Source organism: Comamonas thiooxydans, from assembly GCF_002157685.2.
Taxonomy (GTDB): domain Bacteria; phylum Pseudomonadota; class Gammaproteobacteria; order Burkholderiales; family Burkholderiaceae_C; genus Comamonas; species Comamonas testosteroni_H.
In genome coordinates this window covers 5,614,392-5,628,896 of record NZ_AP026738.1, presented here as the reverse complement: position 1 = coordinate 5,628,896, position 14,505 = coordinate 5,614,392, and the positions used below count along the sequence as shown (strand labels likewise).

Annotated in this window: 14 protein-coding genes; 8 read left to right on the top strand and 6 right to left on the bottom strand. The window is 62.1% G+C overall.

Translation table 11 applies throughout. The features are described 5' to 3' along the window. Positions 1–8: 8 nt before the first annotated feature. The gene (locus CTR2_RS26215) at positions 9–1,208 is read right to left on the bottom strand and encodes a sensor histidine kinase (RefSeq protein WP_087079789.1); all 1,200 of its coding nucleotides are present in this window, start codon (positions 1,206–1,208) and stop codon (positions 9–11) included. A gap of 388 nt (positions 1,209–1,596) precedes the next feature. On the opposite strand from CTR2_RS26215, the gene CTR2_RS26210 reads away from it, so the two are divergent. Next, complete coding sequence (locus CTR2_RS26210) at positions 1,597–2,532, top strand: LysR family transcriptional regulator (protein WP_003060536.1); 936 nt, start codon at positions 1,597–1,599, stop codon at positions 2,530–2,532. A gap of 84 nt (positions 2,533–2,616) precedes the next feature. Beyond that, entirely contained in the window at positions 2,617–3,063 is a 447-nt protein-coding gene (locus CTR2_RS26205; RefSeq protein WP_087079791.1) for a DUF2214 family protein, read from the top strand. Between the two features lie 65 nt (positions 3,064–3,128). On the opposite strand, the gene CTR2_RS26200 is transcribed toward CTR2_RS26205, so the two are convergent. Next, a complete protein-coding gene (locus tag CTR2_RS26200) occupies positions 3,129–3,287 on the bottom strand; it encodes a hypothetical protein (RefSeq protein WP_176391559.1) in 159 nt (52 codons plus the stop codon). Between the two features lie 54 nt (positions 3,288–3,341). Here CTR2_RS26200 and argS point away from each other — a divergent pair, with 54 nt between their 5' ends. The 6 genes from argS (at position 3,342) to CTR2_RS26170 (ending at position 9,933) form a co-directional block, all read left to right on the top strand. After that, positions 3,342–5,051, top strand: a complete 1,710-nt coding sequence (gene argS, locus CTR2_RS26195; RefSeq protein WP_087079793.1) for an arginine--tRNA ligase — start codon at positions 3,342–3,344, stop codon at positions 5,049–5,051. A gap of 101 nt (positions 5,052–5,152) precedes the next feature. Further along, entirely contained in the window at positions 5,153–5,857 is a 705-nt protein-coding gene (locus CTR2_RS26190; protein WP_087079795.1) for an SPOR domain-containing protein, read from the top strand. Between the two features lie 112 nt (positions 5,858–5,969). Further along, on the top strand, positions 5,970–6,620 hold the full coding sequence (locus tag CTR2_RS26185; protein WP_087079797.1) for a thiol:disulfide interchange protein DsbA/DsbL: 651 nt from the start codon (positions 5,970–5,972) through the stop codon (positions 6,618–6,620). 130 nt (positions 6,621–6,750) lie between these two features. After that, entirely contained in the window at positions 6,751–7,407 is a 657-nt protein-coding gene (lptA, locus tag CTR2_RS26180; RefSeq protein WP_003068194.1) for a lipopolysaccharide transport periplasmic protein LptA, read from the top strand. Beyond that, entirely contained in the window at positions 7,404–8,186 is a 783-nt protein-coding gene (gene lptB, locus CTR2_RS26175; protein WP_034355232.1) for an LPS export ABC transporter ATP-binding protein, read from the top strand. The genes lptA and lptB overlap by 4 nt, the downstream gene beginning before the upstream one ends. A gap of 145 nt (positions 8,187–8,331) precedes the next feature. Then, the gene (locus CTR2_RS26170) at positions 8,332–9,933 is read left to right on the top strand and encodes an RNA polymerase factor sigma-54 (RefSeq protein ID WP_087079799.1); all 1,602 of its coding nucleotides are present in this window, start codon (positions 8,332–8,334) and stop codon (positions 9,931–9,933) included. Positions 9,934–9,936: 3 nt separating this feature from the next. On the opposite strand, the gene CTR2_RS26165 is transcribed toward CTR2_RS26170, so the two are convergent. From CTR2_RS26165 to CTR2_RS26150, 4 genes are all read right to left on the bottom strand, one after another. After that, positions 9,937–11,526 (bottom strand): S41 family peptidase, encoded by a 1,590-nt coding sequence (locus tag CTR2_RS26165; RefSeq protein WP_254913194.1) that lies wholly within the window; start codon positions 11,524–11,526, stop codon positions 9,937–9,939. 265 nt (positions 11,527–11,791) lie between these two features. Next, the gene (locus CTR2_RS26160; RefSeq protein ID WP_087084401.1) at positions 11,792–12,715 is read right to left on the bottom strand and encodes an aspartyl/asparaginyl beta-hydroxylase domain-containing protein; all 924 of its coding nucleotides are present in this window, start codon (positions 12,713–12,715) and stop codon (positions 11,792–11,794) included. Between the two features lie 133 nt (positions 12,716–12,848). After that, positions 12,849–14,081 carry a DUF711 family protein gene (locus tag CTR2_RS26155; protein WP_087079801.1) on the bottom strand — a complete coding sequence of 411 codons (1,233 nt, stop codon included), beginning with the start codon at positions 14,079–14,081 and terminating at the stop codon, positions 12,849–12,851. Between the two features lie 57 nt (positions 14,082–14,138). Further along, entirely contained in the window at positions 14,139–14,477 is a 339-nt protein-coding gene (locus CTR2_RS26150; protein ID WP_053283100.1) for a tRNA-binding protein, read from the bottom strand. Positions 14,478–14,505: the final 28 nt, after the last annotated feature.

Here is a 14,505-nt window from a genome sequence, read left to right as displayed (position 1 = left end):
GGCGGACCTCATTCGGCAAGACCTTGGGGAATGACCAGGCGCATGATCGTGCCATGCGGGCTGTGCGGCAGAGCTTGTACTGTACCTTGGTGCAACTGCAAGACCGAATGCACGATGAACAGGCCCAGGCCGGCGCCCGGGCGGCTGTGGCTGTGGTTGCCGCGCGAGCCTTTTTCGAACAGACGCGGGAGCAGCTCCTCGGAAATGCCGGGGCCCTGGTCCATGACTTCCAGAATCAGCGCCAGTGGTTCGTCGGATTCGGAGATGCGCAGCTGCACCCGGGTGTCTGCGGGCGCATAGGCCAGGGCGTTGTTGAGCAGATTGCGAAGCGTCAGCCGCATCAGCGCCGGATGCAGTTGTACGGTGCGTGCCGTGGTCAGCCATTGCACGTCGATGCGCGGGCGCAGGTCGGCCGCAATATCGTGCAGCACCAGCTTGATCAACGTCGGCAGATCGGTCTCGCTGGAGGCTCCGGCCTTGCCGCCCACGGCCAAAATCGTCCCGGCGGTCAGGGTGTTGTCCAGTGTGCCTATCACCTGCTGCAGCACATGCTCGGCGCGCAGCAAGGCCCTGGCGGCGGGCGCGGCATCGGCCAGATGCAGATCTTCGATGGCCTTGAGCGTGGCCTGCATGGCAGCCGAGGCATTGTTCAGCGGCTGGCGGATTTCATGGGAGAGCAGTTGCAGCATCTCGTTGTGTTCGCTCAGCATGGCCGTGCGCCAGTCCAGCAGGGTACGCAGCCTGTCGAGCTCGCCCGCGTCCTGGCGGCTGCTGCGCAGTTGCTCGTGCAAGGCCTGCAACTGCTCGCGCTGGCGTGCAATGACTTCGCCACGCGCATATTCGCGTCCTATGTCGCTGAGCTGCATCAGCACCTCGTGCCGGCCCCGGGCATCGGCTGCGCCGGGCGTGAGCTGTATGCGGCGGTGGTGCTGCGAACCGGAGTCACCGGGCCGTATGTCGTCATATTCCTGGTGCAAGCCCCGGGCGGCGGCGGTAAAGCGCGGGCCGTGGACTTGCCAGATCTGGGCAGGCAGCAGATCCTGCAACGGCTGGCCGATGGGGCTTGCGCCTTCGGGCACATTCAGCCATTGGCACCAGGCAGGAGTGGCCATGAGCAGCAGCCCTTCGGCATTCCAGAGCGCACAGCCCTGGCCGGAGCGGCCCAGCAGATCGACCAGATGGGCGGCAGAAACGGGTGAAGAGCTCATGACGGCGGGCGGCAGCGGATTTGTAAATGTGTTTTGCAAATCATAGGTTTAACGCCTGACGGTGCCCTCAAGCTCATGGCGCTGGCGAATAAGCGATATTCCCGCCTCAGGGAATACGGTAAATTTTGATATAAACATATATAAACATCAAAGATTCGCTGTCAACTTGTGACTTCTAAGTAAGATATATCGCAATGAAGTCGCATGCGGGACAGGCATGCAGCGCTGATTGATGACTTTTGTAGTGATAGCAGTCAGCGCTCTTGTTTAAAGAACTTTCGATAAAAACATTTGAGAAATCAAGACTGCTTGTGCGGTATGTGCTCTTGTATTAATAGTGCACGCTACCGCAGCAGGAGACAACACGGACCAGACAGGAGCAGCGGTCATGGACAAACTCAAGGCATTTGAGTCTTTTGTATCGGTAGCGACCAGGGGCAGCTTGACGGCTGCCGCCAAGGCCGAAGGTGTGGCGCCCGCCATCATGGGGCGCCGTCTGGACGCTCTGGAAGAGCATCTGGGCGTCAAGCTCATGGTGCGCACCACGCGCCGCATCTCGCTGACGCATGAAGGCAGCGCCTTCCTCGAGGATTGCCAGCGCCTGCTCTCGGATGTGTGCAATGCCGAGGCCAGCGTGTCGGCCGGCGGAGTCAAGGCCACGGGCCATCTGCGCATCACGGCGCCTGCCGGTTTCGGGCGCCGCCATGTGGCGCCGCTGGTGCCGCGTTTCCGCGACCTGCATCCCGATGTCACCATCTCGCTGAACCTCAGCGACCGCGTGGTCGATCTGGCGGGCGAGGGCTTCGATTGCGCGGTGCGCGTGGGGGATCTGCCGGACTCGGCCCTGGTCAGCGTGCGCATTGCCGACAACCGCCGCCTGTGCGTGGCCACGCCCGGCTATCTGGAGCGCCGTGGCACGCCCAAGCATCCCAGCGAGCTGACCCAGCATGACTGCCTGACGCTGTCGTCCGACGCCTCGCAGACGCGGGGCTGGGCCTTCCGCATACCGCATCCCGAAAGCGGCACCAGCGAGGTCGTGCACTTCAAGCCGGGTGGCCCGCTGGACTGCTCCGATGGACAGGTACTGCACGACTGGTGCCTGGGGGGCTGGGGCATTGCCTGGCGCAGCACCTGGGAGGTGGAGGCCGAGATCGCCGCCGGCCGTCTCGTGCCCGTGCTGGAGGAGTTTGCTGCGCCGCCCAACGGCATCTTCGTGGTTTTCCCCCAGCGCAAGCACATGCCGCTGCGCGTGCGCATGTGGATCGACTACCTCAAGCACCACTACAACCAGCCGGACTTCTTTCGTCTCGGCGTGGATCTCTGAGCGGGCCTGAAACGGTAGACAATGGACCGGTCGCCGTGGCCTGATACAGGCCGCTGAACCCGTCCTTTTTTCTACTGTGAAGCCATGACCTTTGAAGCTGTTCTTGCCAGCGCCCATCTGCTGGCGATCCTGACCCTGGTGGTGTTTCTGACCAGCCAGGCCGCCCTGTGCCGTGTGGAGTGGATGAATGCCGCCGTGGTGCAGCGTCTGGCCAGGCTGGACATGATTTACGGCATTGCGGCCATCGTCCTGCTGCTGACCGGCATTGCGCGCCTGCTCTGGGGCGTCAAAGGCATGGGAGCCTATACGGCCTCGCCGCTGTTCCATCTCAAGATGACGTTGTTCGTCATCGCCTTTTTGCTCTCGCTCAAGCCCACGCTGACCTTCCGCCGCTGGAAGAAGACGCTGGATGCGAGCGGTCAGCTGCCAGCGCCCGAGGAAATCAAGCAGACTCGGAAATGGGTGATGTGGCAGGGCCATGTGGTGCCGGTGATCGCCGTGGTTGCCATCTTCTGGGCGCGCGGCATGTAGGCCTGTGCCAGGCTGTGCGAAAGGCAAAGGCCGCTGCAAAGCGGCCTTTTTCACGTCTGCGGCATTCAGAAGCTGCCGCGCAGCTTGAGCATCACATTGCGCGGATCGCCATAGTGGCTGTCGTTGACCAGGTTGCCGATCAAGGAGCAGCAGCGCTTGTCGAAGGTATGGCTGGCGAAACATGCGGATACCGCCCGGCAGCCTGTGAACCGGCCCTGGAACAAGGGTGTGGCGCCAGCGATTCGGCAGGACTTGAATCCGGCACGTAAAATCCCGCGATGCTCTCCGTCAAACAGGAATTGCTCGCAGCCCTGGCTGCTGAGCTCGAAACACTCTCGCCCGGCGCCGGCGCACGCGCTGCGTTTGAAAACCCCAAAGTGGCAGCCCATGGCGATTTCGCCTGCACGGCGGCCATGCAGCTGGCCAAGCCTCTGAAGGCCAACCCGCGCGCCCTAGGCGAGCAGCTCAAGACCGCGCTGGAGGCTACCGCAGCCTTCCAGCAGTGGGTTGATGCGATTGAAATCGCGGGCCCGGGCTTTCTCAACATCCGCCTCAAGCCTGCTGCCAAGCAGGAGGTGGTGCGCGAAGTGCTGGCGCAAGCCCAGAAGTTCGGCTACCAGGCCGATCGCGGTGAAAACATCCTCGTCGAGTTCGTTTCCGCCAACCCCACCGGCCCTCTGCATGTGGGTCATGGCCGCCAGGCTGCGATCGGCGATGCGATCAGCAACCTGTATTCCACCCAGGGCTGGAAGGTTCACCGCGAGTTCTATTACAACGACGCGGGCGTGCAGATCGACACCCTGACCAAGAGCACCCAGCTGCGCGCCAAGGGCTTCAAGCCCGGTGACGAATGCTGGCCCACCGACAGCGACAACCCGCTGGCCAAGAATTTCTACAACGGCGACTACATTGCCGACATCGCCAAGGCTTTCCTGGCCAAGGAAACCATCAAGGCCGATGACCGCGAGTTCACCGCCAACGGCGATGTCGAGGATTACGACAATATTCGCCAGTTCGCCGTGGCCTATCTGCGCAACGAGCAGGACAAGGATCTGCAGGCGTTCAACCTGAAGTTCGACGAGTACTACCTGGAGTCCAGCCTCTATGAAAACGGTCATGTCGAGGCAACGGTCAACCGCCTGATCGCCAACGGCAAGACCTATGAGCAGGACGGCGCGCTGTGGCTCAGGTCCACCGACTACGGCGACGACAAAGACCGCGTGATGCGCAAGACTGACGGCGGTTACACCTACTTTGTGCCCGATGTGGCCTATCACATCCAGAAGTTCAAGCGCGGCTTCACCAAGGTGGTGAACATTCAGGGTACGGACCACCATGGCACCATCGCCCGTGTGCGTGCAGGCCTGCAGGCCGCCGATGTAGGCATCCCCGAGGGCTACCCCGACTACGTGCTGCACACCATGGTGCGCGTGGTGCGCAACGGCGAAGAGGTCAAGATCAGCAAGCGCGCCGGCTCCTACGTCACGCTGCGCGATCTGATCGAGTGGACCAGCAAGGATGCCGTGCGCTTCTTCCTGCTCTCGCGCAAGCCCGACACCGAGTACACCTTCGACGTGGATCTGGCCGTGGCCCAGAACAACGACAACCCCGTGTACTACGTGCAGTACGCCCATGCGCGCATCCAGTCCGTGCTGCGTGCCTGGCAGGAGGCCGGTGGTGCTGGTCTGGCGGCACTCAAGGATGTGGACCTGTCCGCTCTGGAAGGTCCACAGGCCCAGGCGCTGATGCTGCTGCTGGCCAAGTACCCCGAGATGCTGACCGCTGCTGCCGAAGGCAATGCACCTCACGACGTGACCTTCTACCTGCGCGATCTGGCCTCCAGCTATCACAGCTACTACGACGCAGAGCGTATCTTGGTGGACGACGAAAAGGTCAAGCTTGCACGTCTGGCCCTGGTCGCTGCCACGGCCCAGGTGTTGCACAATGGTCTGGCGGTGCTGGGTGTGAGCGCACCCGAGCGCATGTAATCCCAGTTTCCTGTCCATCGATCACCTTGCCGGCCTTGCCTGTCAGGGGTCGGTGGATCTGAGAATGGAATAACTGAAGCAGAAAGCGTTAAGCGACTGATATGAAGAACCAGCAACGCGGTGGAACCATCCTGGGGCTTATCTTTGGCATGGTCATCGGTCTGGCTGCGGCCCTGGCCGTGGCCATCTATGTGACCAAGGTGCCGGTGCCCTTCCTCAACAAGGGTGGAAACAACACTCAGCGCGATGCGGCTGAGGCCGAGCGCAACAAGAACTGGGACCCCAACGCACCACTGCAGAGCCGCCAGCCTGCACCGCCCCCGGTGACACCACCAGTTCCTCCGAGCGACGTGACGGTGTCGCCGCCTACGCCTGCGGTACAACCTACTGCTACCGGCGGAGTCACCACGCCGCCACCACCTTCTACGCCGGAGAAGCCTGCCAAGCCCGCACCGGGTGATCCGCTGGGTGATCTGGTCAAAGAACGCTCCGCCGCCGCCGACAAGGCCGACAAGGCGCGTGCAGACAAGGAAAAGGCGGCCGCGCAGACGGCATCCTCTTCGGACTCTGCATTCAACTACTTTGTGCAGGCCGGTGCTTTCCGTGGCCAGAGCGAAGCGGAAGCGCAGCGTGCCAAGCTGGCCATGCTGGGCTGGGAGTCGCGCATCAGCGAGCGTGAGCAGAACGGCATCACCGTTTTCCGCGTGCGCGTGGGGCCGTTCAGCAAGCGTGACGACGCCGAGCAGCTCAAGGGCAAGCTCGACGGTGCGGGCGTGGACTCGACCCTGGTGCGCGCGGCTAGATAACCAGGCCCTTGCTTGAGGTCTCAGGCTCGTGCCATCGGTAGTTTTGACAACGCTGAACTTTTTTGGGCCTGTTGGCTCTGATACTGCAGACCTGATACAGGAGTTTGTTTAGATGAAACGTCGCGAATTCTCTCTGGCTGCCTCGGCAGCTGCTGCCGGTGCCCTGAGTCTGGGTGCCTCCTCCAGCTGGGCCCAGGGCGCTGCGCCCAAGGAAGGCAAGGACTACATCAAGCTCGGCAAGCCCGCCAGCGTGAGCGCGCCGGCCGGCAAGGTCGAGGTGGTCGAGTTCTTCTGGTACAGCTGCCCGCATTGCAATGCCTTCGAGCCCCAGTTCGAAGCCTGGGCAAAGGGCCAGCCTGCCGATGTGGTGGTGCGCCGCGTGCCCGTGGCTTTCAATGCCTCTTTCGTGCCCCAGCAAAAGCTGTACTACGCCCTGGAGGGTATGAACCTGCTGCCCCAGTTGCACGCCAAGGTGTTCCGCACCATCCACGTGGATCGCAATCTGCTCAAGACCGATGACGCCATCCTTGACTGGGTGGGCAAGCAGGGCGTGGATCTGGCCAAGTTCAAGGAGGTCTACAACTCCTTCACCGTGGCCAATCAGGCGCGCAAGGCTGCTCAGCTGCAAAACGAATATGACGTGGAAGGCGTGCCCGCCATGGGTGTGGCCGGCCGCTACTACACGGACGGCACCAAGGCCGGCAATATGGACAATGTGCTGCGCGTGGTCAATGCGCTGGTCGCCTCCAGCCGCAAGGCCTGAGATTAGGCAGCAGACGCCAGTGACGTTTGACGCCCAACAAGCCCGCCGCCGTGCGGGCTTTTTTGTGGGTGTTTTTTACGCAAGTTGCAAAAAGGGAATGACTACAATGGATGCAAGAAACGTGCCTTCCATGAAAAAAACACTCCTACCTCTTGCGCTGGCCTGCGCCCTGGCAGCAGCGACCGGCATTGTCCATGCCGAAAAAGCCGACAGCGCCAAGCCCATGAATATCGAGGCGGACGCGTTGCGTCATGACGAGCTGCAGCAGACCAGCGTCTTCACCGGCAATGTGGTGATGACCAAGGGCTCCATCGTGCTGCGCGGCGCCCAGCTCGATGTGCGGCAGGACGCCGAGGGCTATCAGTACGGTGTGATCAAGGCCGAGGCAGGCAAGCGGGCGTTCTTCCGTCAGAAGCGCGATACCGTGGCCGGTCAGCCCGAGGAGTTCATCGAGGGCGAAGGCGAAGTCATCGAGTACGACGGCAAGGCCGACATCGTCAAGTTCATCCGTCGTGGCGAGATGCGCCGCTACCGTGGCGGTCAGCTCAGTGATCAGGTCACGGGCTCCATCATCGTCTACAACAACATCACCGACGTCTATACCGTCGATGGTCAGAAGACCAGCGGCGGCCTGCCGAGTTCCTCCGTGGGGCAGGGCGGCCGTGTGCGCGCCATCATGGCGCCCAAGGACGGTACGCCGGGGGCACAGCCCAAGCCTGCAACACCTGCCACGCAGCTGCGCCAGAGCATGACGCTGGGCGGCGAGAAAGCCGACGAGAAGAAATGAGCGAGCCGACTTTCTCCAGCAGCCGCAGCGGCGAGTCCGACAGCCGCCTGGAGGCCAAGCATCTGGCCAAGTCCTACGGCAGCCGCAAGGTGGTCAAGGATGTGTCCCTGTCCGTGCAAAAAGGCGAGGTGGTCGGTTTGCTCGGCCCCAACGGTGCGGGCAAGACCACATCGTTCTACATGATCGTGGGCCTGGTGCGCAGCGACGGCGGCGAGATCTTCATCGACGGCCAGCCGGTGGGCGGCATGCCGATTCACCAGCGTTCGCGCCTGGGCCTGTCCTATCTGCCCCAGGAAGCCTCCATCTTTCGCAAGCTCAGCGTGGAAGACAATGTGCGCGCCGTGCTGGAGCTGCAAAAGGACGAGCAGGGCAAGGCGCTGACGCGCGACGAGATCGAAAAGCGCCTCACCGGCCTGCTGCAGGAGCTGCGCGTCGAGCATCTGCGCCAGTCGCCGGCGCTGGCGCTGTCCGGTGGTGAGCGCCGTCGCGTGGAAATTGCCCGCGCCCTGGCCACGCAACCGCGCTTCATTCTGCTTGACGAGCCGTTTGCCGGCATCGACCCGATTGCGGTGATCGAGATCCAGCGCATCATCGGCTTCCTCAAGGAGCGCGGCATAGGCGTGCTGATCACCGACCACAATGTGCGCGAGACGCTGGGCATCTGCGACCACGCCTTCATCATCAGCGACGGCCATGTGCTGGCCGAAGGCACGCCCGAGGAGATCGTGGAGAACGCCGATGTGCGCCGCGTCTATCTGGGCGAACATTTCAGAATGTGATGACCTCCACGCTCCCTCACTTTGTGTGGTCGCTGCCCCCAGAAGGGTTCCTGACCGGCTGCGCCGAGGCTTGCCTTGGGGCAGCCCGGCGGCAAACCCATGGCACTGCGCGCGTTTGCAATGATTGTCTGGGAGCCGCGCCTCGATGAAGCCAGGTCTCTCGCTACGCGTTTCGCAGCATTTATCGCTGACGCCGCAGCTGCAGCAATCCATTCAGCTGCTGCAGCTCTCCACTCTGGAGCTGGCGCAGGAAGTCGAGCAGATGCTGGTCGACAACCCTTTTCTGGAGCGTGCGGGCGATGAGGCCGAAACTACGGGTGATGCTCCTGCAGATGTAGCTGCTAGCGTTAATGAATACAGCACTTCAGATGGAATTCATGCTGAAAAGGAAGCATCGCAAGCGCAATCAGCTACTGAAACAGTAGCGGAAGCACCAAACCCCGAAACCCCTGAAACGCTGAACTGGGAGGCCGACGGCATGGACGGCCAGGACGGGGAATGGGGCGGCGAATCCAGCAGCGAGTGGGATACCCCCTCGGCCAGCAGCTCCACGCGCAACCGCGATGGCGATGACGAAACCGATGCCATCGATCTGGCGCGCGAGCACCAGAGCCTGACCGACTTTCTCCATCGTCAGGCGCTGAGCCTGCATCTGGGCGCGGCGGACATGGCGGCACTGCGCTTTCTCATCGAGTCGCTCAGTGACGACGGCTATCTCGAGGATTCCCTGCAGGAGCTGGCGCAGAGCCTGGCCGGCGACGACCTCGAAGAGCGCGAGGAGCTGGAGCAGCACTTTGCCATTGCGCTGAAGCTGCTGCAAAGCCTGGAGCCCGTGGGCGTGGGCGCGCGTGATCTGGCCGAGTGCCTGCAGCTGCAGCTGCGCGATCTCATCCGCACCGCCGAGGATGAGGGCACGACCGAGGCGCATATGAACCGGCTGCTGCTGGCGCAGGCCATCTGCGCGCAGCCCATGGACCTGCTGGCGCGGCGCGATCTGCGCAAGCTCACCAGCCTGTGCGGCGCGCGCGAGGAGCAACTGCGCGAGGCCATGGCCCTGATCGCCAGGCTGGAGCCGCGTCCGGGGCGCCGCTTTGTCGACGTGGAACGCCATATCGTGGTGCCCGATGTCATCGTGCGCCCGGTGCGGGCCGGCTCGGGCCGGGCGGACTTTTCCGTGCAGCTCAACCCCGAGGTCATGCCGCGTCTGCGCGTGCATGACATCTATGCCAGCGTGCTGCGCCGCCACAAGAACAGCGACGGCCATGCGGCGCTGCAGCAGCAACTGCAGGAGGCGCGCTGGTTCATCAAGAACATCCAGCAGCGCTTCGACACCATCTTGCGGGTCTCCGAAGCCATCGTGGAGCGGCAGAAGAACTTCTTTGTGCATGGTGAGCTGGCCATGCGACCGCTGGTGCTGCGCGATATCGCAGACACGCTGGGCCTGCACGAGTCCACCATCAGCCGTGTGACCACCGCCAAGTACATGGCCACGCCCCAGGGCACCTTCGAGCTCAAGTATTTCTTCGGTTCGGGCCTGGGCACGGAAACCGGCGGCAGCGCCTCCAGCACGGCCGTGCGTGCGCTGATCAAGCAGTTTGTCGATGCCGAAGATGCCAGGAAGCCGCTATCGGACGCCAAGCTGGCCGATATGCTCAAGGAGCAGGGCATCGAGTGCGCGCGTCGCACCGTCGCCAAATACCGCGAGCAGCTCAAGATACCGACGACCACGCTGCGCAAGGCGCTCTAAGACTTAGTGCGGCAGCAGCAGGCGGTTGTTGCGTGCCGGGTTGCGCCGGAGCGTAAGAGGCGCAGCATTCGGATCAGGGCTGACACTGCGCTTGCGGGCTGTGGCAGCAAAAGGCTGAGCGGGGCACAAGCCCGTGCTGATATGGTTCATGGCGGCAGCCAGCATGCCTTCCTGCGGGTCACCCAGTGCATGGTCTAAATCATCGGGCACGCTGCAACCGGGCACATAGCGCTGTGTTGGACCATTGCCCGGTGTAAAACCGTCGGCGTAGTCGCCAAAGCCTTTGGCATTGATACCGGCAAACTCGATAGGGAAGTAACTGATGCCGCAGTTGTCCTTGGCCGTAAAACCATAAGGCTTGCCGCAGGTCGTGCCTCCAATCAGGATGACTTCCACATCCACACCGCGCAGGCCATTGATCAGTGCCTCACTGGCCGAGCACGTGCCCGATTGCGCTAGGACATACACCCGCTTCAGGTTGAGTGTGGGCAAGGGCTGAATATTGCTGCATTCGTTGTTGATGGGAAAGCAGGAGCTGCCATAAAACGGCGTCACCTGCGTTTCTGCGCTGCGGCGTGCGTTGTATTGCAGCGTCTCGAAAGTCTTGCCAGCCGTTTGCGTGCTGCCCGCAATCATGGTTGCCAGCTCTGCAGCGATGAACAGAAAACCACCGCCGTTGTAGCGCAGATCCAGCACTAAATCGCTCACGTTCTGGTTGCGCAGATTGGAAATGGCGGTGACCAGCTGACCTTCGGCGGGCAGCACATGGTCATTGAAGACGATGTAGCCAGCACGTGCACCGCTGTTTAGCGTGAGCACTCGCGACTGCGGCACCGGGGTGTTGGTGATATTGGTGCTGGTCAGATTTTGCACGGGCAGTTGCGCGCCGCCGCGCTGTAGGATGAAGTTGTGCGTGACGCCCAATATCTCAGGGAACAATCCGGCATTGAGCACATCCACCCCATCGGCATCGGGCGCATCGGCGGAGACGTCATCGATCGAGACCAGGGTGTCGCCACGCTTAAAGCCCGCCACATCGGCTGGGCTGCCGGGCTCGATATAGGCGATGCGCAGGCCCCGTGGCGGTGTGGGGCTGGCCATTCGCCACTCGATGCCGTGACTGGGCGCAGTGGCGTTTTCGGAGACCGATTGCCATAGCTGCGTGGGATACATAAAGCTGAACTGGTCGCGCCGGGCACCGGATTCGGTAATGGCAGGCGTCAGCAGTGCATCAAAGTAATTGCTCAGGTCGGTGTAGTAGTAGCCGCTGCTGAAGCTGGCTGCGCCAGGGTCTACAGCTGGGACCTCTTCGCGCCACAGATAGGCTTCATCAAAGTAGGTGCGCAGCCAGCGCTTTTCCGTGTCCAGCGTAGCGTTGCGTAGCGGGGTATCGGCCAGGATGTTGTCGGGAGAGCATTGCTGGGCAAAGCTGCTGGATGTCTCGGCCGGGTTTGGGGGCGGGCCAGTGTTGTCTGGGTTGCTGCTGCCTGGGCTATCGGTAACAGGACTGTCATTCACGCCCCCGCCGCAACCTGCAAGCAGGCTCAGGCACACTACGCCACACAGGGCAACGCCACGGATTGAACTCGACATCGAAAGCTCCCTCGGCTGGATGTGGAATGCCAATCCCATCCGATATTTTAGAAACGGTGCCGCGAATTATTACCACCAAATGCCGAAAGTCACTATGCGCAAGTCAAGCCAAAAGGCGTGTCGTGATTTGTCTGCCGCTGTATCTGATTTCCGTGACCGGAGGTGGTTTATGGCTTGGATAGTCCTATCTATCCTCTCGAAGGATTGCGTTGGGCAACAAAAAAGCCGCTGTGCAATGCATCAGCGGCTTTTTTGATGGGGCGGCCTAGTTTGGTATCAGCCACCAGATAAACCAGACCAGCACGCCGATCATCAGTCCGAACTTGAGGATCTTGTAGAAGGTCGGATTCCAGTCGCGGAAGGCGCGGCGGTACTTGCCCGCATAGAACGAGATCTTGAACAGCTTGCTGATCATGCCGCGCGGATCGCCTTCGTTGTTGGGCGAGCTGGCGGCGGCCACCACGTTCTTGCCCAGCCAGTGATTGAGCCATTGCGCAAAGCCATTGGTCATGGGGCGTTCCACATCGCAGAACAGCACGATGCGGTTGCCTTCCGAGCGGTTCTCGGCCCAGTGCATATAGGTCTCGTCGAAGATCACGCCTTCGCCTTCGCGCCAGCTATAGGGCTTGCCGTCGACCTCGATCATGCAGCGGTCGTCGTTGGGGGCCAGCACGGCCAGGTGATAGCGCAGCGAGCCCGCATAGGGGTCGCGGTGCAGATTGAGCTTGGCGCCGGGCGGCAGCTCGGCAAACATGGCGGCCTTGACGCTGGGAATCGACTTCACCAGGGCCGTGGTCTTGGGACACAGTTCCATGGCCGAAGGGTGGGCATCGCCGTACCACTTGAGGTAGAAGCGCTTCCAGCCGGTCTTGAAGAAGGAGTTGAAGCCTGCGTCATCGTTGTTGGCGGCGGCCTTGATCTGCATGTTCTTTTGCAGATTGACGGCTTCCTCGCGGATTTCACGCCAGTTGGCCTGCAGCGGTGCCAGTTCGGGGAAGGTGCTGGTGGGCAGGTAGGGCGTGCGCGGCACCTTGCTGAACATCAGCATGAAGACATTGAACGGCGCCGTGAACGTGGAGTGGTCAAACAATTGCTTGACCACCTTGTGGCGCACCTTGCCGCGCAGATGCATGTACAGCCCGCAGCCAAAGAAAAGCAGCACCAGTGCCAGAACGATAATTTTTGCCATAAGGGCCAATTTTACCGGGGGCACCCCGGCGGTCACCATGGGGGCAGGTCAAACAGAACCGGGGTAGGGGAATATCAAAAGCAATAGCTGCCGGCGCTTGACGGCCAAGCGCAGCAGCCCGCTTGTTAAATGTTCAAGGCAGAGCCAGCACGGCGCAGTTGCACAGATCCGCGCTCTCGAAGCCCGTTTTGTCGCCGGCTTTGAGCCCGGGCACGGGGAACAGGCGCACCGTCAGCGGCTTGTTGAGGCGAAAAGCCATGGTGCCCGTATCGCGCATGACGGCGGCGATCTGCTCGGCGCTGCTGTCGCCCGGCACAGGCACGGTATCGAGGCCGATGCCGCAGACGCTGCTGTAGGTCAGCAGGGCGCGGATATCGAATTCGTCATTCAGACTGGCCTGTGCCAGGCCTTGGTCCTCGGTCACGGCCAGCATCAGGCCGCTGAAGCCAATCTGCGTCACGCCGCTGACCGATTTGAAGACGCGGGTCAGCAGGGCCGAGGCTTCCACCGTGCCGCTGGCACCGAAATAGGGCACGCCCAGCAGTTGGTAGACATCGACCATGGAGGCGCAGGACTTGGACGGCGCGGCCGAGGTGTCCATGCCCGCGATATGCCAGCCCTCGGCCAGTTTCACGCCGTCGGCACAGCGCTGGATGGCCGTGGCATGCTCGTTCAGGGTCTGGCTCAGGCGCTCGAATGCGAGCCTGAACCACGCCGCGTGATCGAGCTGCAGGCGCTGCTGCTGCAACTCCTGCAGTTCCGCCACCATGAGGTCTGGCGTTTCCAGACCCAGCACCAGGGCGCCGTGGTGCTGGCCGCGGTGGTAGCTGGCCGGGAAATAGGGAATGCCGGGTGCGCAGTTGAAGTTGACCGTGAAGTTGAAATTGCCTTCGCCGCGCGGCGTGGTGCGCGCGATTTGCTGAATCGCCTGCACGCTGTGGGCGAGCAAGCCGGTCTGCAGAAAGCCATGTTCATCCAGATCGATGTTCACGCAGGCGTTGCACAGGTCGCCATAGGCGGCAATCAACTGCGGCAGCAGGGCCACTTCCTGCGCATTGCGCGCTTCGCCCACGGCAAAGCGGATGCGGCGTTTGCCGGTGTTGATGGCCTTGAGCGTTTCGGCAATGCGCTGCAGGCCGGCGAGGGCGCTGTCTATGCCGCAGACGTTCAGGTATTCGCCAAACGGGTTGCTCACGATGCGGATGGACTGCACCTGATAGCCCTGGGCCTCGATGGCATCGGCCACGGCATCGCATTGCTGCTTGGCCTGGGTCAGGCCGGCCTGCCACTGTGCCTCATCGGCGCTCAGGTTGACAAAGGCGGTGACGGTGCGCACGCGCACCAGCGGGTTGAAGCTGATATTCATAGCAGTATCCGTAGGCGGGAGAATGGCTGGCGGCCATTTTGCATCTGAATATGCCGATCACAGCAGACGCGTGCCCAGCGGCACCTCCTTGTCGGGCACGCACAGGGCCACGGCTCCCGTGGCATCGTGAAAACCGGTCACAAGACATTCGCTCATCAAGGGCCCAATCTGCTTCTTCGGAAAGTTGACCACGGCCACCACCAGCCGTCCTATCAGCTCCTCGGGCTGGTAGTGGGCGGTGATCTGCGCGCTGGACTTGCGCTGGCCCAGCTCGGGACCCAGGTCCACCAGCAGCTTGTAGGCGGGTTTGCGGGCCTCGGCAAAGACCTCGGCCTGCAGCACGCGGCCCACGCGCAACTCCACCTTCATAAAGTCGTTCCAGCTGATTTCTTCCATGTCGTCATTGCTCCTTGGCCTGGCATCA